The sequence below is a fragment of the Levilactobacillus wangkuiensis genome (genome assembly GCF_016861605.1).
GTDB classification, from domain to species: Bacteria; Bacillota; Bacilli; order Lactobacillales; family Lactobacillaceae; genus Levilactobacillus; species Levilactobacillus wangkuiensis.
In genome coordinates this window covers 243,323-262,985 of record NZ_BOLM01000002.1, presented here as the reverse complement: position 1 = coordinate 262,985, position 19,663 = coordinate 243,323, and the positions used below count along the sequence as shown (strand labels likewise).

The window sequence follows — 19,663 nt, the reverse complement described above, 5'->3', positions numbered from 1 at the left end:
AGTCGTTAGCTTTGGTCATGGCTAGCCAGTAGACGCTGAATCAATAGAAGAAAACAGAATGGAGTAGTGAAACGAAATATCATTGCGGATTAAACCTGGTTTAGCCGCAGGGCTGGTGAAAAGGAACCAGTCGTGGAAGTGACCAGAGGTGAGCCAAGGTGCACAGCTGTGTCGATGGTCTTAGCTGAGCGATTTTTCTCAGCTTAGAGCATGGGACGATCTTTGAGACCGAACTTTGGCTCAAAGTCGAGGTGGAAGCCCGCACCACAGGCTGGAACCGACCCCACAGCAGGGCACCTTGAGCTCACCGCCGGGAACGGACGCGACGCGGCTCCTTTTCACCCAGCCCGGAGGCGTAAGCAGAGTTGAACCCGTAAATTGGAGATGAAGGTATGCGGACCTGGTGGCAGCGTTTCAATTGGTTAATCCTGGTGGGCATCCTGCTAGGCGTCGGCGGCACAATGACCCGTGCGCAGGCGGCAACAACGACGGGAAAGGTGCTCGTCACATATAAGGTGGCGGACGGTACTGTTTTGGCGCGAAAAACCTTGACGGGACAGGTGGGGCATCACTACCGGACAACGTATAAGAATGCGCAAATAGATTCCCGGCAGTATTCGTGGAATAAAAAGCAACCGAAAAAGTCTCAGGGTAAATTTACCAAGAAGACGATTCACGTGCAGTACAATTTTCTATCGGCCTTGGCATTCTTTCGGCTATGGGGCAAAAAGTCACTTCAGTTGACCAATATTCAGATGAACGGGAACCATCAGATTTTTGATGTGTCCACCAGCCTGAAGGGGTCCGGATATATTCAGGCGATTAACTTTTCTAAGGGGAAGGTCACGGTCAATGGCCGGCGATTGACACGGGGCAAAACCTATCATGGCAAGATTGGCGGGACGACGTTTAAAACGTTATTGGTGTCTCGCAAACAGGTGCGCGCCACATATTTGGTGAAGAGCAAGCTGCACACCTTTCAGTTCACGGCGAGCTCGTGGAAATGGCTTAATCAGTAAGTGACAATCAGGAGGTAACGCTTATGCAAATTGGGTTTATTGGGACCGGCGTCATGGGCACCGGCATTATCTTGAATCTCTTGAAGGCGGGGCAAACGGTCGTGGTCTACAACCGGACCAAGGCGCACGCCGAAGCCGTTTTGACCGCCGGGGCTACCTGGGCCGAGACGCCCGAAGCCGTGGCGGCGCAATCACAGCTGGTCATGACCATGGTCGGCTATCCCAGCGACGTCGAAGAGGTGTACACCGGCGAGCACGGTATCTTTGCCGGAATCCAAGCCGGCAGTACGGTCGTGGACATGACGACCAGTACCCCAGCGCTGGCGGTAAAATTAACGCAGCTGGCGCACGACCACGACGTTCAAGCGTTGGACGCCCCCGTTTCCGGTGGAGATGTCGGCGCCAAGAACGCCACGCTGACGGTGATGGTCGGTGGCGATAAGGCCGCGTATGATCAAGTCCTGCCGGTCTTTCAACAATTAGGTCAACGGGTCAACTACTTCGGTAGCGCCGGTAAGGGCCAGCACACCAAGATGGCCAATCAAATCATGATTGCCGGCACCATGACCGGACTGACAGAAATGCTGGTCTACGCCAAGGCCGCCGAGCTGGACCTGCCGCAGGTGCTGGCCACGCTGAGCAGTGGTGGCGCCGACAACTGGAGCATGGACAATTACGTGCCCCGGATTTTGAAGGGGGATTACACGCCGGGATTCTTCGCCAAGCATTTCTTGAAGGATCTGCGGATTGCCTTGCAGGAGGCGGACCGGATGGGACTGGATTTGCCGGCTACTACGCAGGCTAAGTTGCTGTATGAGGCGATGGTGGACGACTTCGGCTTAGGCAACGACGGCACCCAGGGCTTAATCAAGACTTACGAGAAATAAGGGTTAAATTGTGTGTAGTCCTCGCCTCCGGGCTGGTGAAAACTGGGCCTGGTCGCGTCCGTTCCCGGCGGCGAGCTCAAGGAGCCCTGCTGTGGGGTCGGTTCCAGCCGAAGGGCGGGCTTCCGCCTCAACTTTGAGCCTGAGGTGCGGTCTCAAAGGTTGTTCCGTGAACTAGGCTGGAAAAGAACTCCAGCCTAGTTCACCAACACAGCCGGGCACCTTGGCTCGCCTCTGGTCACTTCCACGACCGGCCCAGTTTTCCCAGCCCTGCGGCTGACACGGGTTTAGCCTTATTTTGGTCGTTGACTGGGAATTGAGTCCTGTGTGGTCGGGGGGCGTTGAATGGGATTGATGTGTAGTGGTTTTAAGCTACTGACACCGACACAACTGGTCACTTTGGCTTGCCTCTGGTCACTTCCACGACCGGCCCAGTTTTCCCAGCCCTGCGGCTGACGCGGGTTTAGCCCTATTTCGGTCGTTGACTGGGGATTGAGCCCTTTCGGCTGGGGGGCTTGGTAGTTATCTATTTAGTTGGTCACCCTGATGACTGTTTAACGTTAATAAAATAATAAATCAAGGTCGCCGTTATTGGCGGCCTTTTTACGGTCATGGATTGTCCGGTTGGCAGTCCGGTGGTATCTTTAAGCTATATAGAAATAGAGGAGAAATAGTTGATGGTTAAATCATATTTAAAGGGAATCATTCCCTGTCTCTTTTGGGTCGTCCTATTTAGTGTGCCCGTTGTGCATGGGGCTCCGCAGCTTACCTTTTCGTGGTGGACCGTGTATGTGGTTCTGAGTTACGGGTTCTGTTTTCCACGGGCTTACCGGATCATGAAGCGGTTTTCTCGTAAGGATAAGGGACCACAGATTCAGCGGCCGCGGGGCAATGCCGAAGAGGAGGCCTTGCGTGATGGGGCCAGTTACGCCAACACCGGGCGCTTTGGGACAGCCCGCGTTGGGAATGCTGGTGGCAAAGAGAGTTGGCTGACCAGCTGGGGGACGGACTTTGTGTTGCGGTTGTTTGTGATTATTGCGGCACCGGTGATTGTTGCGGTTGATGCGATGTGGCAACGTAAGTAACGAGACTTTATTTGAGACTGAAAAAGCCGTATGACAGGAATTTTGTCATACGGCTTTTTGAATACAATTTTTGTTTAAGTTACAGCGTCTTCTTCAGCGTCACCACTGGGGCGCCGTCCTCTTCGAAGGGCTCGCCGACCACGTGATAGCCGCAGCGTTCGTAGAAACTTTTGGCAGTGAGTTCGCCGTCAATCAGGCCACTGGTGAAGCCGTGAGCCTTGGCCCAATCCTCACCGGTCTGCAGGACCTGGCTACCGATGCCTTGGCCCCGTAACGTCTGACTGGTGCAGACCCGACCGAAGCGCATTTCGGTGGTCGATTGGGGTTCTAGCCGCAGGGTCCCGACCGGCAGTTCTGGCCGTTGATAGGCGACCACGTACAGTCGGTCCGGCGTGTCGCGGTCGTCAAACTCGATGTCGCGGGGAATGCCACGTTCGGTGACGAAGATGGCCTGCCGCAGCGATAGGGCAGCGGCGCGGTTGAAGGGTGCATTTGAAATGACGATTTCCATGAGAAGGGGGACCTCCTATTCAATCTCGGCGAAGAAGCTGTAGAGCTTTTCGCTGGTCAGGGCTTGTTTATCGGCGCCGGCCACGTCGTAGGTGACCTTGCCGTGGTGCAGAACAATCAGGCGGTTACCATACGTCAGAGCATCTTCCATGTGGTGGGTGATCATCAAGCAGGTCAATTTATCCTGGGAGACCCGTTCATTGGTCAAATGCATTAGATCCTGACCGGTCCGGGGATCGAGGGCCGCCGTGTGTTCGTCCAGCAGTAAGATTTCCGGGCGTTTTAGCGTAGCCATCAGGAAACTAAGCGCTTGGCGTTGACCACCGGAGAGGTTTCCGGTCGCCGTAGTCAGCCGGTCGTCCAGGCCATTGTGCATGGTGGCCGTCAATTCCTTGTAGTGGGCCATGTGGTGGTTCAGCCCCCGAGGTAACAGGCCCCGTCGTTGTCCGCGTCGTTCGGCCAGCAACAGATTTTCGGCGACCGTCATCCGTGGCGCGGTTCCCAGCTTAGGATCTTGGAAAACGCGGGCCAGGAAGCGGGTCCGTTTTTCCACGGATTCGTGGGCGATGTCCTTGCCATTCAGGAGGATCTGACCGCTGTCGATACTGAGGTCGCCCCCGATGGCGTTGAACAGGGTGGATTTCCCCGCCCCGTTGGAACCCAATACCGTGATGAAATCGCCGGCGTTGATAGTCAGGTTGAGCTTATTTAAAATGGTGATTTCTTCGGGCGTGTTGCGATTGACTTTTAACACGACATCCTTTAATTGCAATAATGGTTTAGTCATTGGTATCTAACCCCCGTTTCACAAGGTGCTTGAAGTTCAACACGTTCTTGAAGACCGGCAGCATCATGCAGAGTGCCAGGATGATGGCGGAAATCAGGTTTAGGTCGTTGGCGCTGAAGCCCAACTTGAGGACCAGCAACAGGACGAAGCGGTAGAGGATACTGCCGAGCGTGACCGCGACCAGCCGTTGGTTCAGGGTCAAATCGCCAAAGGCCACTTCCCCAATGATGATGGAGGCCAGCGCGATGACGATGATGCCGATGCCCATGTTGACGTCGGCGTACCCGTTGTTTTGGGCGACCAGCGCGCCACCAAAGGCAATCAGGCCGTTGGAGACCATCAGGCCCATGATTTTCATGTTGTCGGTGTTGATACCGAGTGAGCGGGCCATGGTCTGGTTATCCCCCGTGGCGATGAACCCTTGACCCAGCTCCGTTTGCAGAAAGTAGATGACGATGGTCGTGATGATCACCATGATCAGGGTGCCCAGCACCACGCTGTCAAAGTATTGAGGCAGGGAGGCTAAGAAATGGTTCTTAAATAAGGTGGATTTACCCAGAAGGGAAACATTGGCCCGGCCCATGATCCGCAGGTTAACGGAGTAGCAGGCCGTCATGACCAGAATCCCGGCTAACAGGATGGGGATGTGCCCCTTGGTGTAGAGCAGCCCGGTGATCAGGCCGGCGAGGGCCCCGATGACGAAGGCCAGTAACGTGGCGAGCAGCGGGTTCATCCCGTTGGCAATGGCAGCGACGGCGGTGGCGGCACCCAGTGGGAACGTGCCTTCAACCGTCATATCGGCGAAATCTAAGATTCTAAAGGTCAGGAACAATCCGACCCCGAGGACGGCCCAGAGGAGGCCTTGTCCAATTGCGGAAACTGCTAAACTCATTTAAAAACCTCCCCGTGTGCTTTGGCTTCTTTAACGACGTCGGCGGGCAACGTGATGCCCAGCTTCTTGGCTTGTTTCAGGTTGACGGTCATTTCACCCTTTTTCTCGAAATGAATGGGCGTGTCGGCCGGGTTCTTACCGTTTAAAATGGCGGCGGTCATCTTCCCGGTCTCAACCCCGAGCTTGTACTGGTTGATGCTCAACGTGGCGAGCCCGCCAGCCTTGACCATGGTGTCGACGGCTGGGAAAACGGGGACCTTCTTGGCGTTGGCCGTGGAAACCAGCGTCTGCATGGCACTGGCCACCGTGTTGTCGGTCGGCACGTAAATGGCGTCGACCTGGCTGACCATCTGTTCGGCGACCTGGTTCAAATCGTTGGTGCTGGCGATGGAGTAGGCCTTGAGTTGGACGTGCTCCTTTTTGCAAAGGGCCTTGAATTGGTGATACTGGGCGGTCGCGGAGTCATCAGAAGACGTGTAGATGATCCCCAGTGTCTTCATCTTAGGCATGATGCGTTGAATCAATTTGAGCTGGGCCTTCAGCGGCGCTTGGTCGGACACCCCAGTCACGTTGTTTCCGGGATGCGTGTTGCTCTTGACCAGGTCGGCGCCCATCGGATCGGTGATGGCCCCCAGCACAACGGGAATGTTCGAGCTGGCGTTGGCCAAGGCCTGCGCGGATGGTGTGGCAATCCCAATCATGGCGGCCGCCTTTTCGTTGACGAAGCGGGCACTCATGGTCTTCAGATTACTCTGATCATTTTGGGCATTTTGAAAATCAATCTTGACGTTCTTGCCCACGGTGTAGCCTTCCTCGGCGAGCCCGTGGATGATCCCTTTGTGAATGGCATCGAGCGCCGGGTGAGACAGTAATTGGAGAATCCCAACCGTGGGGACTTCCTTTTTAGCAGCTGATTCGGGCTTGCTCTCCTGAACGAAGGCAAAGCCGAGAAAAATAAGTAAAATGGCAATGAGTCCATATAGACGTTTCATTTGATTAACCTCACTTTAGTGGTGGTTGGCAACGGTCGATTATACAAAAAGAGCACCCAGACCGGCTGGGTGCCCAAATAAAAAGGCCCGCAAAACCGGAATGATACATCCGTGCGGGCTTTTGCATAGAAAAGTTAGCCGGCGCAGATGCGAGAATCGCTCTGGGAGCTCAAGTCGCATCAACACTGATGACGACTTGATTACCGGCTTTGCCAACGTCCATTAAGTTTTGTGTTAGACATTTGCATTAACTTTTCCTTCTTTCCGTTGTTTGAATAATTTTAGTTTACGGCAACGCTTAAAAGGCGTCAACCTTAATTTTCATTTTTTAGCAAATTGGTTTGGACCAACAGGCCAAAAATCAAATTTGCCGTGGTGGCCGTTCCCGGCGGTGGCTGCAAGATGCCCTGCTATGGGGTCCGGTGCCAGCCTGAGGGGCGGTCTGCCACCTCGCCTTGAAACCTCGCTGCATTTCGCGAGTTTCCAAGGTCGACCCGTGTTCTAAACTGAGAAAATCACTCAGTTAAGAACACCGACACAGCTGGGCATCTTGCTCCACCTCTGGTCACTGACACGGAGCAGCAATTTAATTTTAGTCATCGTGTGGTCGTTGGTGGGGGTGTAAGACGATTAAGTGTGTTGTCTACATTTCCGGTGGCAAATTCAAGTATCCCTGCTGTGGGGGGAGCTGCCACCTCGCGCCCCATGTTCTAAGCTGAGAACAGCCCGCTCAGCTTAGAACATCGACACAGCCGGGAAACTTGATTCGCCTCTGGTCACTGAGGTTGTCCGTGTGGGTTGTGTGAGTTGTCGCACCTTTTTCTGGTGAGAAACTGTGGGAGTTAGATACGGTCATTAGTTGTTCAGCGTATGGAAGGGTGTGTAAGAGACAAAGAGAAGAATCGTCGCCAGGAAATCACAAACTTTGGCGTTGGGTGACGCTGATTTTTGGTATACTGGACGATAACAGTTGCGGGGGATGCATACCCCCGAATGAAACGACACAAGGAGGCTGCATCAATGAAAATTGCAGTTCTAACGGATACGTCTGCCGGCATGGACTTTGACGAGGCGGCGGAGCGCCAGGTGACGCTCTTGGCCGCGCCAATTATGTTTGGCAACCGGCAGTACCATGAGTATCAAGACCTGAGCACGGCCGATTACTACCGCTTGATGCGGCTGGCCAAATCGAAAAAAATGGTGCCGACCGCGCCGCAGGTTTCCATGAAGACCGTGAAGGCAACCTGTGATGCCTTGGCGAAAACGGGTGTGACCGACGTCATCGTGATTGGACCTTCACTCGGGATTTCCGGGTTGGTGAACACGTTAGCCGCTTACGTTGAAAATATTACCAGCGTCCACGTTTGGCCGTGGGACTCCCGCGGCATCCTCACGACGATGGGGGACCAGGTGCGCCTGGCCGCTGAATTGGTCGCGAAGGGGTATTCGGTTAAGGAAGTCTTCGCCCAGCTCACCAAGTTGCGGGCAACCGCGCACAGCGTGTTTGTGGTGGACTCCATCAAGCCGTTGTTGCGCACGGGGGAAGTCAATCCCAGCCACAGCCCCGGCAGTACGCCCTTGTTGGCGGGCAAACCCATCTTGATCTTTGATCCATCCGGTAAAATGCGGGTGGCAGGGAGTGCCTTGCGGTTGAAGGGCGCCATGGCGGATTTCCTGGACGACCTGGCCGCTGACTTGGCAGGGGCCGACCCGGTTAAGGCGACGGTCTTAAACGCCGACCAACCGGAAGCCACGCAACGCTGGCTCGCCGGTGCGCAGAAGCGGTTCCCGACGGTTAAATTTGATGTGGCCTTGATTGGGCCTAGCTTTGGGGTGCATGTTGGGGATGGGGCGATGGGACTGGCTTGGTGCCAGGACTACCGCAGCCTCCTCACCCCCGACCCAAACGTCAGCGAACTTTAGGGCGGAAACCAGTCGCCTCCGGGCTGGTGAAAACTGGGCCGTGTCGCGTCCGTTCCCGGCGACGAGCTCAAGGCGCCCTGCTGTGGGGCCGGTTCCAGCCTGAGGGGCGGGCTTCCACCTCAACTTTGAGCCAAAGTGCGGTCTCAAAGGTTGTCCCATGCTCTAAATAGAGAAAATCACTCTATTAAGACCATCGACACAGCCGGGCACCTTGGCTCGCCTCTGGTCGCTCCCACGACTGGCCCAGTTTTCCCAGCCCTGCGGCTAACACTGGTTTAGCCCGCAGTTGCGGGTGACGTTTGTGGTGGTTGCCGTTGTGTCGTGATTGATGGTCAGTTTCATTCTGGCCGTCAATGTTATAGAGAGAGTCGTCCTATTTCAATTACAGATTGGACAAGTTTGACCAGTAAGACCTGTTCCACACACTCACAGAATGATCAGCTCACCAACTTAGTAATTGTCAGAAATCTCATTTTCGGGTTGAACGTTGTTTAGCCGCAGGGGGACTGCCAATGGACTCAGCCGTGGGAATTCCCTTAGTGGCGGGTTGGGCCGCTTAGGGAATTGGTGTCTTTGAAACGCGTTCCCTAGCGGTTCAAAGCATCCCAGAGACCGCCTTTTGGCTCTGGGTGTCCGCCCACAGCGTTCCGGTCCATTGGCAGTCTCCCGGAGGCGGTGGCAACAACTACATAATCCGAAAATGAGAATCAAATTAAAATTTAGGGTTGACAGTCTTATTTTTTCATGGTTTACTGAGAGAGTAAATTGATAAATGAAAGGGATTTTGCCATTATGAAACTCAATAGCCTAACTCATTTAAATAACCAATTTGCCTTTAGCTTTTTCTTTAGATAGCGTTTGTATTCACCTCGTTGGATACGAACGCGCCGCTCAATTGCGTTTGTATCTATCGAATAGCTAAAGTTTTTCAGCATGAACTTAGCGCCAGATAGATACGGGTATAATCTATCTGGAGAAAATATATCGGGCCCGATATCACCAGGTAGATTCTACTCAGAATCTATCTGGTGTTTTTTGTTTTCCCGGAGGCCTTTTTCCGAGAAACGGTGACAACCTTGGACGCAGGACGTGTCATCTCGCTGGAAGATTGGTTAAATTTACCAATTAAAGGACCAGTCAATCGTTGACCGGTGACAGTTCTACCGGCCCGAAAATAAAAGCACCATCATACCTTGGAGGAATTGATTATGAAGAAATTATTAGTTAGCGGTTTAGCCTTAATGGGATTGGGTCTCGTCTTAGCCGGGTGCACCAGCAAGTCCAGCGCCGACAAGAGCAGCTTGAACGTCGGAATTTTACAGGTCGTGCAACATGGTTCGCTGGATGAGGCGCGGCAAGGCTTCAAGGCCGGTCTGAAGGCAGAACTCAAAGCCCACGGCAAATCAACCAAGGTGACCTACCACTACTTAAACGCGCAGGGTGATCAATCTAACCTGAACACCATGAGCCAACAATTGGTTCAACAAAAGAATGATTTGTTGCTGGGTATCGCAACACCAGCCGCTCAGGCATTGGCCAAGAAGACCACGACCATGCCAACGTTGGTGACCGCCGTGACCGATTTGAAAGCCGCTGGGTTGGTCAAATCCGACAGCAAGCCCCAGACCAACGTTAGTGGGACCAGCGATTTGACGCCGGTTGGCCTCCAGCTGAAATTGTTGGCTAGCATGACCAAGGGCAATCAACCGCTCGGCATCATGTACAACTCATCCGAAGAAAACTCCGTGCTCCAGGTCAAACTGGCTAAGGCCTACGCCAAAAAGCACAATTTAAAATTAAAGATCGTCAGTGCCACCAGCACCAACGACGTTTCCAGCGTCCTGGCAGGGCTGACCGGCAAGATTTCCGGTCTGTACTTACCAACCGACAACCTGATGGCCAGCGCCATGAAGACCATCGGGGCCAAGGCCAAGGCGGCCAAGCTACCCGTTGTCACCGGCTCGATTGAAATGGCCGAAGATGGCGGGACCGCGACTTACGGTCTGAACTACTACGACTTAGGGAAGCAGACCGGGAAGATGGCCTACAACGTTTTGGAAAAGAACCAAAAGCCACAGAACATGGCCGTTCAAACCGCGAAGAAGCTGCACCTGTACGTCAACAAGGCCAACACGAAAGCCATTGGTCTACAAACTAGTCAAATCAAAGAACCTTAAGAAAGGGGCAACCAGTTATGTTAATCACCAGTATTGGACAGGGACTATTGTGGGCACCACTCGTTATTGGGGTGTTCTTAACGTTCCGGATTCTCGATATCCCCGATTTAACCACGGAAGGCAGCTTCCCACTGGGGGCTGCCGTGACCGTTAGTGCCATGATCAGCGGGCAATCCGCGGTGGTCGCTAGCTCGCTGGGCTTCCTCGCCGGCTGTGTGGCCGGCTGGGTCACCGGGGTGCTCGACACCAAGCTTCACATGCCATCCCTGCTCGCTGGGATTTTAACCATGACCGGCCTGTACTCCGTGAACATGCACGTGATGGGCAAGTCGAACGTGCCGTTGTTAACGCAAAAAGTGTTGACCAACTACCTGCCAGCCACGTGGTCGGTCGACCTGCAAACGATTATCGTTGGGGCGGTCGTGACCGGTGTCGTCATTGCCGTGCTCATTTGGCTGTTCAAGACGCGGCTGGGTCTGTCTCTGATGGCGACCGGGGATAACCCCGCCATGAGCGCGGCCAACGGCATTTACACCGACCGGATGGTGATTTTGGGTTACATGGTCTCCAACGGGTGCATCGCGTTATCCGGGGCCCTGATCGCCCAGAGCAACGGCTATGCCGACATTGGCATGGGCATCGGCACCATCGTGATTGGCTTGGCCTCCGTCCTAGTTGGGGAAATCTTCCTTCACGGGCGGCAGATGTGGGTTCGTTTGACGGGCATGGTCCTCGGCGCCATCATCTACCGGTTCCTCTTAACGGTCGCGATGGGCCTGGGCTTCCCGGTCGACGATTTGAAAATTCTCTCCGCAGGCATCTTGGTCGTGGTCATTTGCCTGCCAATCCTGCGGACCAAGACCCGCACGCGTCAACAGTTGAAACGTTACCTCAAACAGATTGGAGCCGATGAACATGAAGCAGAATCAACCAGCAGTCTTAACCGTCAAGCATCTCCAGAAGGTCTTCTTTCCCGGGACAGCAAATGAGCGTCACGTCCTGAAAAATGTCAGCCTGACGATTGCACCAGGTGATTTCGTGGCCGTCATCGGGAACAATGGGGCAGGGAAGTCGACGCTGCTCAATACGATTGCCGGAACGTTACCCGCCGATGACGGGGAGTTGACCCTGGCCGGTCATAACGTGACCAAAAAATCCGTGGCGTACCGGGCGAAATGGCTGTCACGGGTCTTCCAGGACCCCAAGTTGGGCACGGCGGGGGAACTGAGCGTGGCCCAGAACCTGACGCTGGCGCAACAACACAACGGCAGTATGAGTCTCAGTCGGTACCGCAAGGCCAGTCAGGAAGCGACGTATCGCGAGTTGTTACAGTCCCTGAATATGGGACTCGAGGACCGCTTGACGACGCAGGTCAAATACTTATCGGGTGGGCAGCGGCAAGCGTTATCCCTGTTGATGGCCACGCTGAGTCACCCGGACTTGTTGTTGCTGGACGAACACACGGCGGCCTTGGATCCCCAGACCAGTAAAAAGGTGATGGACCTGACCCAAACGATTGTTGAGACCAACCACTTGACCACGATGATGATCACCCATAAAATGAGCGACGCCTTGACCTATGGCAACCGGCTGGTCATGGTCCAGGATGGGCAGATTAAGCTGGACGTGCGCGGGGCGGCTAAGGATGGGTTACGGCAGGAGGAGCTCATGTCCCTCTTCGCCGACTAGCTGGCGGTCCTTAGCAACGCCTTACCGGGTGGTGAAAATAAGCCGGAACGCTTGGGCGGACACCTGAAGCCGAAGGGCGGTCTTCAGGCTCGCTTTGAGCCGGCGGACCACGTCTCAAAGACGCCAATTCTCTAAGCAGCCAAGCTGCTAAGAGAATTCCCACGGCTGAGCTTATTTTCGCCACCCTCACGTTACTGTTTAGTGGGCTTCGATTGGCGGAGACCAGCGCTCCTGGCGACAATCTTCGCTACCGCTGCTGTGGGGAACGCCTGCGGCCTGAGGAGCGGTCCGCCGTCTCGTCTTGAAACCTCGCTGAGGAGCACGAGTTTCCAAGGTTGCCCCATGGTGTAGGCTGGGAAAGAACCCCAGCCAACGCCATCGACACAGCTGCGTCCGCAAAGTTGTCTCTGGTCGCTGACAACGACCGCTGCGTGTATGACGCTAGTCAATTGCTAGGTGGGCTTCAATTGGCTGGGACGATGTTCACGTAACAAGGTAACTGTGCTTAACGGATTTTGATAGTGGATAACTTGGGCAGATTTTAGGAGTTATCCACCGTTCCAAACGATTTTCTACGTGAATGATTCTCGAAAATAATGAGTTATCCCCCAAGGGGTGCATAACTCGGTGTGTAAGTAAGGCCGCTGTTGATAACTTTTCCCGGTGTGGGAGAGTTATTGACAGCGGCTTTTTTGTTAAAACGGACGTTCGCTTTTACAAATATAGGGAGATGGTATGCTGATGATTCAGACATTTTTGTCTAGAGTAGGGAAAATGGGGTGTAAAATAATAGCATCAATGCTATTATACAGTTATGGGGAGTGTAAAGTTTAAGTACTATGATCAGTCGGAGTTTGCAGAATATTTAGCAGCTTTACCTAAGGGGGATGCTCAAAAGCTAGTACAAACCATTTTGCTAATCGAAAAATATGGGTTAGAAACGGCTAAACGTATGCAGTGGGTAAAAAAACTGGAGCGTAATCTTTATGAAATTCGTTCAAAGTTTGGCAGTAATATTCAACGAGTTATCTATTTTAAGGCTTATGAAGATGGGTTTATTATCACGCATGGATTTACTAAGAAAACCGATAGAACGCCAGAATGGGAAAAGCGTCGAGGACGGCAGTTAAGAAAATTCTACTTAGAACATGGAGATGATCGGAAATGAAGTTGAAATCAATCGATGACTATGCTGATGACTTACGGCAGGAAGATCCGAACTTTGATGCCAAGCTGGCTGACGCAGAAATGAATTTAAAAATCGCGATGGGGGTTAAGAATCTGCGAGCTGAACTTGGGTTGACTCAAAAGCAGTTTGCTGAGCTAGTTGGTAAGTCTACTTCGACGATTGCTCGAATTGAAACGGGCTTTGATAAGGCTAGCTCGCAGACGTTAATTGATATTGCCATCAAAACGCATCGGACGTTGAATGTGCAATTTGACAAAATCGATGTCTCTATGAATTAAGAAACATTTCTAAAAAGGCTCCGACCGCACACCTAGAATTGGTGTGCAGTCGGAGCTTTTTCGCATAGAATCAATTTAAATAAAGGACAACAATGACAACGCATTATTCAAGAAGTGCAACGTCACGTTGTAGCGCAAGTCGCGGAACTTTAGGTACGTGTAGCCCAGCACCCAGCCCAAGGCCGAGTACATTAGGAGCGTGAACGAGAAACTCATGACGTGCATCATGCCAAAAATCAAGCCAGACATGAAGACGCCAAGGAAGTTCATCATCCGGGAGTTTTCGCGGAAGAAATAGTTTAAAAAGATACCGCGGAAAATCATTTCTTCAACGAATGGGGCTAACAGAATCGCGTAGGCCAAGTTCCAGAAGGGCAGTTGCAGGATCTGCGTGTTGAGCGCCGTTTGATTGGCGGGACTGCTCAGAACGTGGGTGTTGATCAGGATGGTCCAGCCGAATTGAATGACCAGCATTAGGATAAAAAGACCAGCCAATTGCCACGAGCGTTTGGCCGTGAACGGCGTCTTGCCAATGTGGCGCGGGTTGTTTTTCTTTAACTGTTGCCAGTAGCGCCAGGTCAGAAAGGCCAGGAGAAACGCCGAGTAGATCAGCATGATGCCAATCAAGCGCGTCGCCACCTGGGGATGACTGGCCTTGCTGGTGGCTGCTTGCAGGATGAGCGAGTCGGCCAGATAAATCACAAGAAAGCCAACCCATTTCAGACTGCGAATCAGCCAACTGCCAGCGGCCGTCAGGAGTTGATTTAATTTGTTCATGAACTGCGGGGACCTCCTACTTGTCGTACTTGCCGATTTCAATCAAGTTTTCGTCAGGATCGCGGACGTAGACCGAGGTCATGGGGCCCAGGGCGCCTTCCTTGGGGAGCGGACCGTCGACGATTTCCACGGCATAGTTGGTTAGGTGCGAGAGAATGTTGGCCAGCGGGTCGGTCGCGATGATGGCGAAGTCGGCGCTCCCGGCCAGGGGATGCTTAGCGACTGGCAAATGAGGGGCATCGCTCTGCTGGAAGTTGATTTTTTGCTTGCCAAGCTTGACGCCGCGCCGACCATTGTCAAATTCAATGATGGGGAGGTCAAAGACTTCGTGGTACCAGCGAACGGAACGTTCCTCGTCGCTAACGGTTAAGGTGATGTGATCAATGTTACGGATATTCATTCAGAGTCAGTCCTTTTTTGGTTTTTATGATTGGTTTTAGTTTGGTGCGGAGATACGTGTTTGCCGTCGCCTCCGGGCGGGTGAAAATAAGCCGTGACGCTGTGGGCGCCGTCCGGAGCCGAAAGGCGGTCTCCGGACTTACTTTGAGCCGAAAGTCACGTCTCAAAGATAGCAGTGGTCTAAGCGGTAAACCGCCAAGGCCACTCCCACGGCTGAGCTTATTTTCACCCGCCCTGCGGCTTACGTAGATGTGACTGGCAACGACGCGTGTCACCATAAAAGCAATCGTCCGCTCATCCATCGGTTTGGTCAACCGGAATGTCAGCCGGCAATTGCGTGTTGGCGTTAACCACACAGCAGTCACCAGAATTGGCAGAGAAAACGTAACGTGAATTCAACCACAGTCAGTGACCAGAGGCGGGTCAAACTGACCAGCTGTGTCGATGGTCTTAATAGAGTGATTTTCTCTATTTAGAGCATGGGACAACCTTTGAGACCGCACTTTGGCTCAAAGTTGAGGTGGAAGCCCGCCCCTCAGGCTGGAACCGGCCCCACAGCAGGGCAGTTTGAACCCGCCGTCGGGAACGGTCCGACTCAGACAATTTACTATTTAGACCCACGCCAATTCGGGTGAATTTCACCTATTATAGCATAGAATGTGGGGGCAATCCCAGGTGGGGAAGTTGACGAACCCGGGCGTTTCGTGGTAAATTACTACCTAATATATGTTTACGATACGGCCTTGACGTTGTCGGGGCCTTTTCTGCGTGAGAGAAGAAGGGAAGGGACTACAAGTGCCATTATTAGAAGTCGACGACCTGAGCATGAGCTTCGCCGACAAGAAACTTTACGAGAACGCCAGCTTCACCTTAAACAAGGGTGAACACATGGGGGTTGTCGGGCAAAATGGTGTGGGGAAGTCCACACTGATTAAAATTATTACGGAACAAGAGCTGCCATTGACGGGCTCTGTGAAATGGCAAAAGAAGACCCACATCGGTTATTTGGACCAATACGCAGACATTCCTGAAGGCATGCAGCTGATTGATTTCCTCCATACGGCCTACGCTGACCTGTACGAAAAGAACGACAGGATGACGGCGTTGTACACGGAATACGCCGAAACCATGGAAGACAAGCTGCTCGAACGGGCCGGCCGGCTCCAAGAAGAATTGGATGCCCGGAACTTCTACGACATCGAAACTGAAATCGAACGGGTCATCTCCGGGTTAGGCCTGGACGACATTGGCCGGGACCATGAAGTGGCGAAGATGTCTGGGGGCCAACGGTCGAAGATTATCCTGGCAAAATTATTGCTGGAAAATCCCGACGTGATTCTGTTGGACGAACCGACTAACTACCTGGACGTTGCCCACATTGCGTGGTTGGAAGACTACCTGAACAACTTTGATGGGGCCGCCTTGATTGTGTCCCATGATTACGACTTCCTGCAAAACGTGACGAACTGTATCATTAACGTGGCGTTTGGGCAGATCACCAAGTACCGGGGCAATTTCAAGCAAGCCATGCGTCAGCGGGACGAACGCGAAAAGGCCCAACAACGGGAATTTGACAAGCAACAGGTCGTTATCGAAAAGGCCGAACGCTTTATCCGCAAGAACAAGGCCGGGTCCAAGTCGACCATGGCCAAGTCACGGGAAAAGATGCTCAACCGGTTGGACCGGGTCGATCCACCTTCGACCAACGTGCAAGCTCACTTTGATTTTCCTTACCAGGAAACCGGGTCGCAAAACGCGCTGGTGGTGGACCAACTGTCCGTTGGTTACGACCGGCCACTGTTGAAGCCCGTGACCTTCTCCGTGACGACTGACCAAAAGGTTGGGTTGACCGGGTTTAACGGGGTCGGAAAGTCGACGCTGATCAAATCCATTCTGGGACTGATCAAGGCTAAGGGTGGGGAAGCCCACTTCTCGCCATCCGCGCGTATCAGTTACTTCAGCCAGGACCTGGTCTGGGATAACAACCAACAGACGCCACTACAGATCATTCAAGAGAAGTACGAAAAATTGCCACAAAAGGCCATTCGGACCAAGCTGTCCAAGTGTGGGTTGGATTCCGCCAACGCGATGAAGCCCATTGGCGAGCTATCTGGTGGGGAACAAACCAAGGTCAAGCTGGCCTTGATGGAATTTGAACCCGCGAACTTCCTGATCATGGACGAACCCACGAACCATTTGGATGACGAGACCAAGCAAGCCTTGAAGCAAGCCATCTTGAACTTTCAAGGCAATGCAATCATCGTCAGCCATGAGGCCAGTTTCTACACCGGACTCGTCGACAAGATTTTGAACGTGGAGAAGCTGAGTTTAAAGAATTCTGCAAACTAAGTTGCATGTAGATTACGTTTTGGTAAAAGGCGTTCCTTTTTTCTGAAAAATCCGTTACAGTAGTCGTAGTTAGGAAAAATTCGAAAAGGACGGCAGAGTATGAGACGTTTTAGACAGTTACTCGTGGTTGTCGCGCTGATCATCGTTGCGGCACTTGGGGTCAACCGGGTCTTTCAGAAGATGACCGCGACTTCGCACCCGAGTCAGCAGACGACCCAGACGACGACAAAGAAGACGGCCAAGGCCGATACCATTAATTGGCGCAAGCCGTCGGAAAGCAAGCCTTATCCCAATTTAGATAAACATCCCAACGCGTGGCTGGACGTGAATACCAGTCGGCAACGGGTGTACATTCGCGACGGCAATCACCGGGTGCTTTACACCATGTATTGCTCAACCGGGACGGGCAAGGAAAACAAGACGCCACACGGCACGTACGCCATTCAGGAGGAACGCGGGAAGTTCTTCTTCAACCAGAATTCTGGTGAGGGAGCCAAGTACTGGGTCTCCTGGAAGGACCACGGCATCTACTTGTTCCACAGTGTGCCAACCGACCAGAACGGGAACTACATCAAGAGTGAAGCCGAGGAGCTAGGCAAGACCGCCGCTTCACACGGGTGTGTCCGCCTGTCCGTGGCCGATGCCAAATGGGTCTACAATCACGTGCCTTACGGGATGAAAGTTGTTATCCATTAAGCACAAATAGGTAATTTCAGAGCAGTGATTAGCCAGAGATGGCCGGTCGCTGTTTTTGATTGCAGACAAAAATCCCGCCTAATCAGTGATTAGAGCGGGATTTTTTCATCAAACTTAGGCGTTAAAGTTATCGGATTCCACGTCGCGGATGAACGTTGCCAAGTGATCGTAGTAAACGGGTGCGTTGTCGATCATGTGGTGGTGGCCACCTTCAGGCGTTGTCACGAAGCGAGAGTGGGGGATGAGTTCCGCCATCTTCTTACCCGTGGCGATTGGCATGGTTTCGTGTTCCCCAAAGGTCAACAGGGTTGGGACCTTGATTTCCTTCAAATGTTCACGGAAGTTCCATTCCTTCAGCTTACCCTTGATGACAAATTCGTTGTCACCCTGGAAGGCACCGTAAACGTCGGTGGCCATGGTGCTGATCAGGTGAGAAATGGCAGCGGGCTTCTTGCGGTCCACGTAGCCGTCGTTTAAGATGTCGACGTAGCTTTGGTACTTGGCGTCGTCGTAGTTCCCATCTTTTTCAACTTGCTTCATGTAGGCCACTTGGTCAGCCGTCAAAACCGTTTCCCGGATATGGTTGATGCTTTCAACGTATTCGTCGATGTTGTCAACCATGGAGGAAATGATGGCACCCTTTAAATGTTGGCCATACTTAGCAGCGTACATTTGAACCAAGGCGCCACCCCATGATTGGCCAATCAGGTAGAACTTGTCGATGCCCAGCTTTTGCCGAACTTCTTCAACTTCATCCAAGAAGTAATCGTAAGTCAGATACTTCTTAGCCGTTTCGGGGTCGCTATAGTCGGGTTGATCGGAGTACCAAGAACCCAATTGGTCGTACATGTGGACCTGAACGTTCAGGCCTTGGGCGGCTAATTGCTTGGCAGTGTCTTCCCAGTATTCATGGTTGCCACCAGGGCCACCGTGTAAGGCGAGCAGGTGGATGTCACCAGTGCCTTGGGTGTTGGTCCAAAGGTGGTAACCGTTGTCTAAGGTGATAATCGTGGTGCCTTGTTTCATGAGAGATTCCCCCGTTTCTAATGAGTTATTAATAGTTTATCACTAACGGCGTCATTTCTAAACACCCAACCTTCTTTGCTGGTTAAACTTGTGTTGTTGGGCCGCCTCCGGGCTGGTGAAAATGGGCCGTGACGCTGTGGGCGCACGTCTGGAGCCGAAGGGCGGTCTCCAGACTTACTTTGAGCCTCTGAGAAACGAGTCTCAAAGATAGCAGTTGCCTAAGCGGGAAACCCGCTAAGGCAACTCCCACGGCTGAGCCCATTTTCACCAGCCCTGCGGCTGACACTAGTTTAGCCAGCATTCGGTGTGTTCCTCGTGGGTGGAGTCTTACTAATTTGGTGACAACTGGGTTTGGCTGCGTCTGTTCCCGACGGCGCGCTCAAGGAACCCTGCTGTGGGGCCGGTTCCAGCCAAAAGGCGGGCTTCCACCTCAACTTTGAGCCAAAGAACGGTCTCAAAGGTTGTCCCATGCTCTAAGCTGAGGAAAATCGCTCAGCTAAGACCATCGACACAGCCGGGTACCTTGGCTCGCCTCTGGTCACTCCCACGACCGGCCCAATTTTCTCAGCCCTGCGGCTCACACTAGTTTGGTCAGCATTCGGTGGGTTCCTCGCGAGTAGTCTGTAGGTAACTCCCACGGCTGAACCCGTTTCCTCTGATCTCACGGCTGATACCTGTTTAACCAGCATTCTGTTGGTGGTGATGGTGGGGGATGTACCTTGATGATGGATTCCATGTGTCTCCAAGTGACCTAAAAAGAGCTAACGTCATTGGCGTTAGCTCTTTAGCGTTATAGATAATTTGATGGATAAGCTAATGTGAACGTGAGCAATCACGTCCAACCAGCCAGCATACCAGCAACAACGGCCAGTCTGAGTGACCAGAGGTGGGGCAACTTGCCCAGCTGTGTCGGTGGTCTTGGCTGAAGTTTCTCATTCAGCCTAGTCCACGGGGCGAGCTTTGAGACCGCCTTTCAGGCTCAAAGTCGAGC

At 53.0% G+C, this 19,663-nt stretch carries 18 protein-coding genes; 11 read left to right on the top strand and 7 right to left on the bottom strand.

The window, feature by feature from the left end; translation table 11 throughout:
• The first annotated feature begins 392 nt into the window (after positions 1–392).
• The 3 genes from JUF13_RS02360 (at position 393) to JUF13_RS02350 (ending at position 2,988) form a co-directional block, all read left to right on the top strand.
• Positions 393–1,019 carry a MucBP domain-containing protein gene (locus tag JUF13_RS02360; protein WP_203637528.1) on the top strand — a complete coding sequence of 209 codons (627 nt, stop codon included), beginning with the start codon at positions 393–395 and terminating at the stop codon, positions 1,017–1,019.
• A gap of 23 nt (positions 1,020–1,042) precedes the next feature.
• Entirely contained in the window at positions 1,043–1,906 is an 864-nt protein-coding gene (locus tag JUF13_RS02355) for an NAD(P)-dependent oxidoreductase (RefSeq protein ID WP_203637527.1), read from the top strand.
• Positions 1,907–2,580: 674 nt separating this feature from the next.
• The gene (locus JUF13_RS02350) at positions 2,581–2,988 is read left to right on the top strand and encodes a hypothetical protein (protein WP_203637526.1); all 408 of its coding nucleotides are present in this window, start codon (positions 2,581–2,583) and stop codon (positions 2,986–2,988) included.
• A gap of 79 nt (positions 2,989–3,067) precedes the next feature.
• Here the strand turns inward: JUF13_RS02350 and JUF13_RS02345 are convergent, their stop codons facing one another.
• From JUF13_RS02345 to trpX, 4 genes are read right to left on the bottom strand one after another with little or no spacing between them, the layout of a single operon-like run.
• A complete protein-coding gene (locus JUF13_RS02345; protein WP_203637525.1) occupies positions 3,068–3,499 on the bottom strand; it encodes a GNAT family N-acetyltransferase in 432 nt (143 codons plus the stop codon).
• Between the two features lie 15 nt (positions 3,500–3,514).
• Positions 3,515–4,285: an ABC transporter ATP-binding protein gene (locus JUF13_RS02340; protein ID WP_125765921.1), complete on the bottom strand. Its 771-nt coding sequence runs from the start codon at positions 4,283–4,285 to the stop codon at positions 3,515–3,517.
• Positions 4,278–5,177: an ABC transporter permease gene (locus tag JUF13_RS02335; RefSeq protein ID WP_203637524.1), complete on the bottom strand. Its 900-nt coding sequence runs from the start codon at positions 5,175–5,177 to the stop codon at positions 4,278–4,280. Before JUF13_RS02335 ends, JUF13_RS02340 begins: the two co-directional genes overlap by 8 nt.
• On the bottom strand, positions 5,174–6,169 hold the full coding sequence (gene trpX, locus JUF13_RS02330; protein WP_203637523.1) for a tryptophan ABC transporter substrate-binding protein: 996 nt from the start codon (positions 6,167–6,169) through the stop codon (positions 5,174–5,176). The genes JUF13_RS02335 and trpX overlap by 4 nt, the downstream gene beginning before the upstream one ends.
• Positions 6,170–7,189: 1,020 nt before the next feature.
• On the opposite strand from trpX, the gene JUF13_RS02325 reads away from it, so the two are divergent.
• From JUF13_RS02325 to JUF13_RS02300, 6 genes are all read left to right on the top strand, one after another.
• Positions 7,190–8,092, top strand: a complete 903-nt coding sequence (locus JUF13_RS02325) for a DegV family protein (protein WP_203637522.1) — start codon at positions 7,190–7,192, stop codon at positions 8,090–8,092.
• 1,208 nt (positions 8,093–9,300) lie between these two features.
• A complete protein-coding gene (locus JUF13_RS02320; protein WP_203637521.1) occupies positions 9,301–10,269 on the top strand; it encodes an ABC transporter substrate-binding protein in 969 nt (322 codons plus the stop codon).
• 17 nt (positions 10,270–10,286) lie between these two features.
• Entirely contained in the window at positions 10,287–11,258 is a 972-nt protein-coding gene (locus JUF13_RS02315) for an ABC transporter permease (protein ID WP_203637520.1), read from the top strand.
• A complete protein-coding gene (locus tag JUF13_RS02310) occupies positions 11,185–11,958 on the top strand; it encodes an ABC transporter ATP-binding protein (protein WP_203637519.1) in 774 nt (257 codons plus the stop codon). The genes JUF13_RS02315 and JUF13_RS02310 overlap by 74 nt, the downstream gene beginning before the upstream one ends.
• Positions 11,959–12,772: 814 nt before the next feature.
• Entirely contained in the window at positions 12,773–13,126 is a 354-nt protein-coding gene (locus JUF13_RS02305) for a type II toxin-antitoxin system RelE/ParE family toxin (protein WP_203637518.1), read from the top strand.
• Positions 13,123–13,425 (top strand): helix-turn-helix transcriptional regulator, encoded by a 303-nt coding sequence (locus JUF13_RS02300; RefSeq protein WP_203637517.1) that lies wholly within the window; start codon positions 13,123–13,125, stop codon positions 13,423–13,425. Before JUF13_RS02305 ends, JUF13_RS02300 begins: the two co-directional genes overlap by 4 nt.
• A 75-nt stretch (positions 13,426–13,500) precedes the next feature.
• Here JUF13_RS02300 and JUF13_RS02295 read toward each other — a convergent pair whose 3' ends face one another.
• Positions 13,501–14,202: a CPBP family intramembrane glutamic endopeptidase gene (locus JUF13_RS02295; protein WP_203637516.1), complete on the bottom strand. Its 702-nt coding sequence runs from the start codon at positions 14,200–14,202 to the stop codon at positions 13,501–13,503.
• A gap of 16 nt (positions 14,203–14,218) precedes the next feature.
• Complete coding sequence (locus JUF13_RS02290; RefSeq protein WP_125765931.1) at positions 14,219–14,602, bottom strand: VOC family protein; 384 nt, start codon at positions 14,600–14,602, stop codon at positions 14,219–14,221.
• A 794-nt stretch (positions 14,603–15,396) separates the two neighbouring features.
• Between JUF13_RS02290 and JUF13_RS02285 the strand changes: the two genes are divergently transcribed.
• The gene (locus JUF13_RS02285) at positions 15,397–16,950 is read left to right on the top strand and encodes an ABC-F family ATP-binding cassette domain-containing protein (RefSeq protein WP_203637515.1); all 1,554 of its coding nucleotides are present in this window, start codon (positions 15,397–15,399) and stop codon (positions 16,948–16,950) included.
• A 99-nt stretch (positions 16,951–17,049) separates the two neighbouring features.
• On the top strand, positions 17,050–17,646 hold the full coding sequence (locus JUF13_RS02280; protein WP_203637514.1) for a L,D-transpeptidase: 597 nt from the start codon (positions 17,050–17,052) through the stop codon (positions 17,644–17,646).
• Between the two features lie 114 nt (positions 17,647–17,760).
• On the opposite strand, the gene JUF13_RS02275 is transcribed toward JUF13_RS02280, so the two are convergent.
• On the bottom strand, positions 17,761–18,672 hold the full coding sequence (locus JUF13_RS02275; protein WP_125765934.1) for a proline-specific peptidase family protein: 912 nt from the start codon (positions 18,670–18,672) through the stop codon (positions 17,761–17,763).
• Positions 18,673–19,663 lie beyond the last annotated feature (991 nt).

Coding starts and splice junctions, on each gene's coding strand:
- JUF13_RS02360 (WP_203637528.1), top strand. CDS start 393: ATGCGGACCTGGTGGCAGCGTTTCAATTGGTTAATCCTGGTGGGCATC.
- JUF13_RS02355 (WP_203637527.1), top strand. CDS start 1,043: ATGCAAATTGGGTTTATTGGGACCGGCGTCATGGGCACCGGCATTATC.
- JUF13_RS02350 (WP_203637526.1), top strand. CDS start 2,581: ATGGTTAAATCATATTTAAAGGGAATCATTCCCTGTCTCTTTTGGGTC.
- JUF13_RS02345 (WP_203637525.1), bottom strand. CDS start 3,499: ATGGAAATCGTCATTTCAAATGCACCCTTCAACCGCGCCGCTGCCCTA.
- JUF13_RS02340 (WP_125765921.1), bottom strand. CDS start 4,285: ATGACTAAACCATTATTGCAATTAAAGGATGTCGTGTTAAAAGTCAAT.
- JUF13_RS02335 (WP_203637524.1), bottom strand. CDS start 5,177: ATGAGTTTAGCAGTTTCCGCAATTGGACAAGGCCTCCTCTGGGCCGTC.
- trpX (WP_203637523.1), bottom strand. CDS start 6,169: ATGAAACGTCTATATGGACTCATTGCCATTTTACTTATTTTTCTCGGC.
- JUF13_RS02325 (WP_203637522.1), top strand. CDS start 7,190: ATGAAAATTGCAGTTCTAACGGATACGTCTGCCGGCATGGACTTTGAC.
- JUF13_RS02320 (WP_203637521.1), top strand. CDS start 9,301: ATGAAGAAATTATTAGTTAGCGGTTTAGCCTTAATGGGATTGGGTCTC.
- JUF13_RS02315 (WP_203637520.1), top strand. CDS start 10,287: ATGTTAATCACCAGTATTGGACAGGGACTATTGTGGGCACCACTCGTT.
- JUF13_RS02310 (WP_203637519.1), top strand. CDS start 11,185: ATGAAGCAGAATCAACCAGCAGTCTTAACCGTCAAGCATCTCCAGAAG.
- JUF13_RS02305 (WP_203637518.1), top strand. CDS start 12,773: ATGGGGAGTGTAAAGTTTAAGTACTATGATCAGTCGGAGTTTGCAGAA.
- JUF13_RS02300 (WP_203637517.1), top strand. CDS start 13,123: ATGAAGTTGAAATCAATCGATGACTATGCTGATGACTTACGGCAGGAA.
- JUF13_RS02295 (WP_203637516.1), bottom strand. CDS start 14,202: ATGAACAAATTAAATCAACTCCTGACGGCCGCTGGCAGTTGGCTGATT.
- JUF13_RS02290 (WP_125765931.1), bottom strand. CDS start 14,602: ATGAATATCCGTAACATTGATCACATCACCTTAACCGTTAGCGACGAG.
- JUF13_RS02280 (WP_203637514.1), top strand. CDS start 17,050: ATGAGACGTTTTAGACAGTTACTCGTGGTTGTCGCGCTGATCATCGTT.
- JUF13_RS02275 (WP_125765934.1), bottom strand. CDS start 18,672: ATGAAACAAGGCACCACGATTATCACCTTAGACAACGGTTACCACCTT.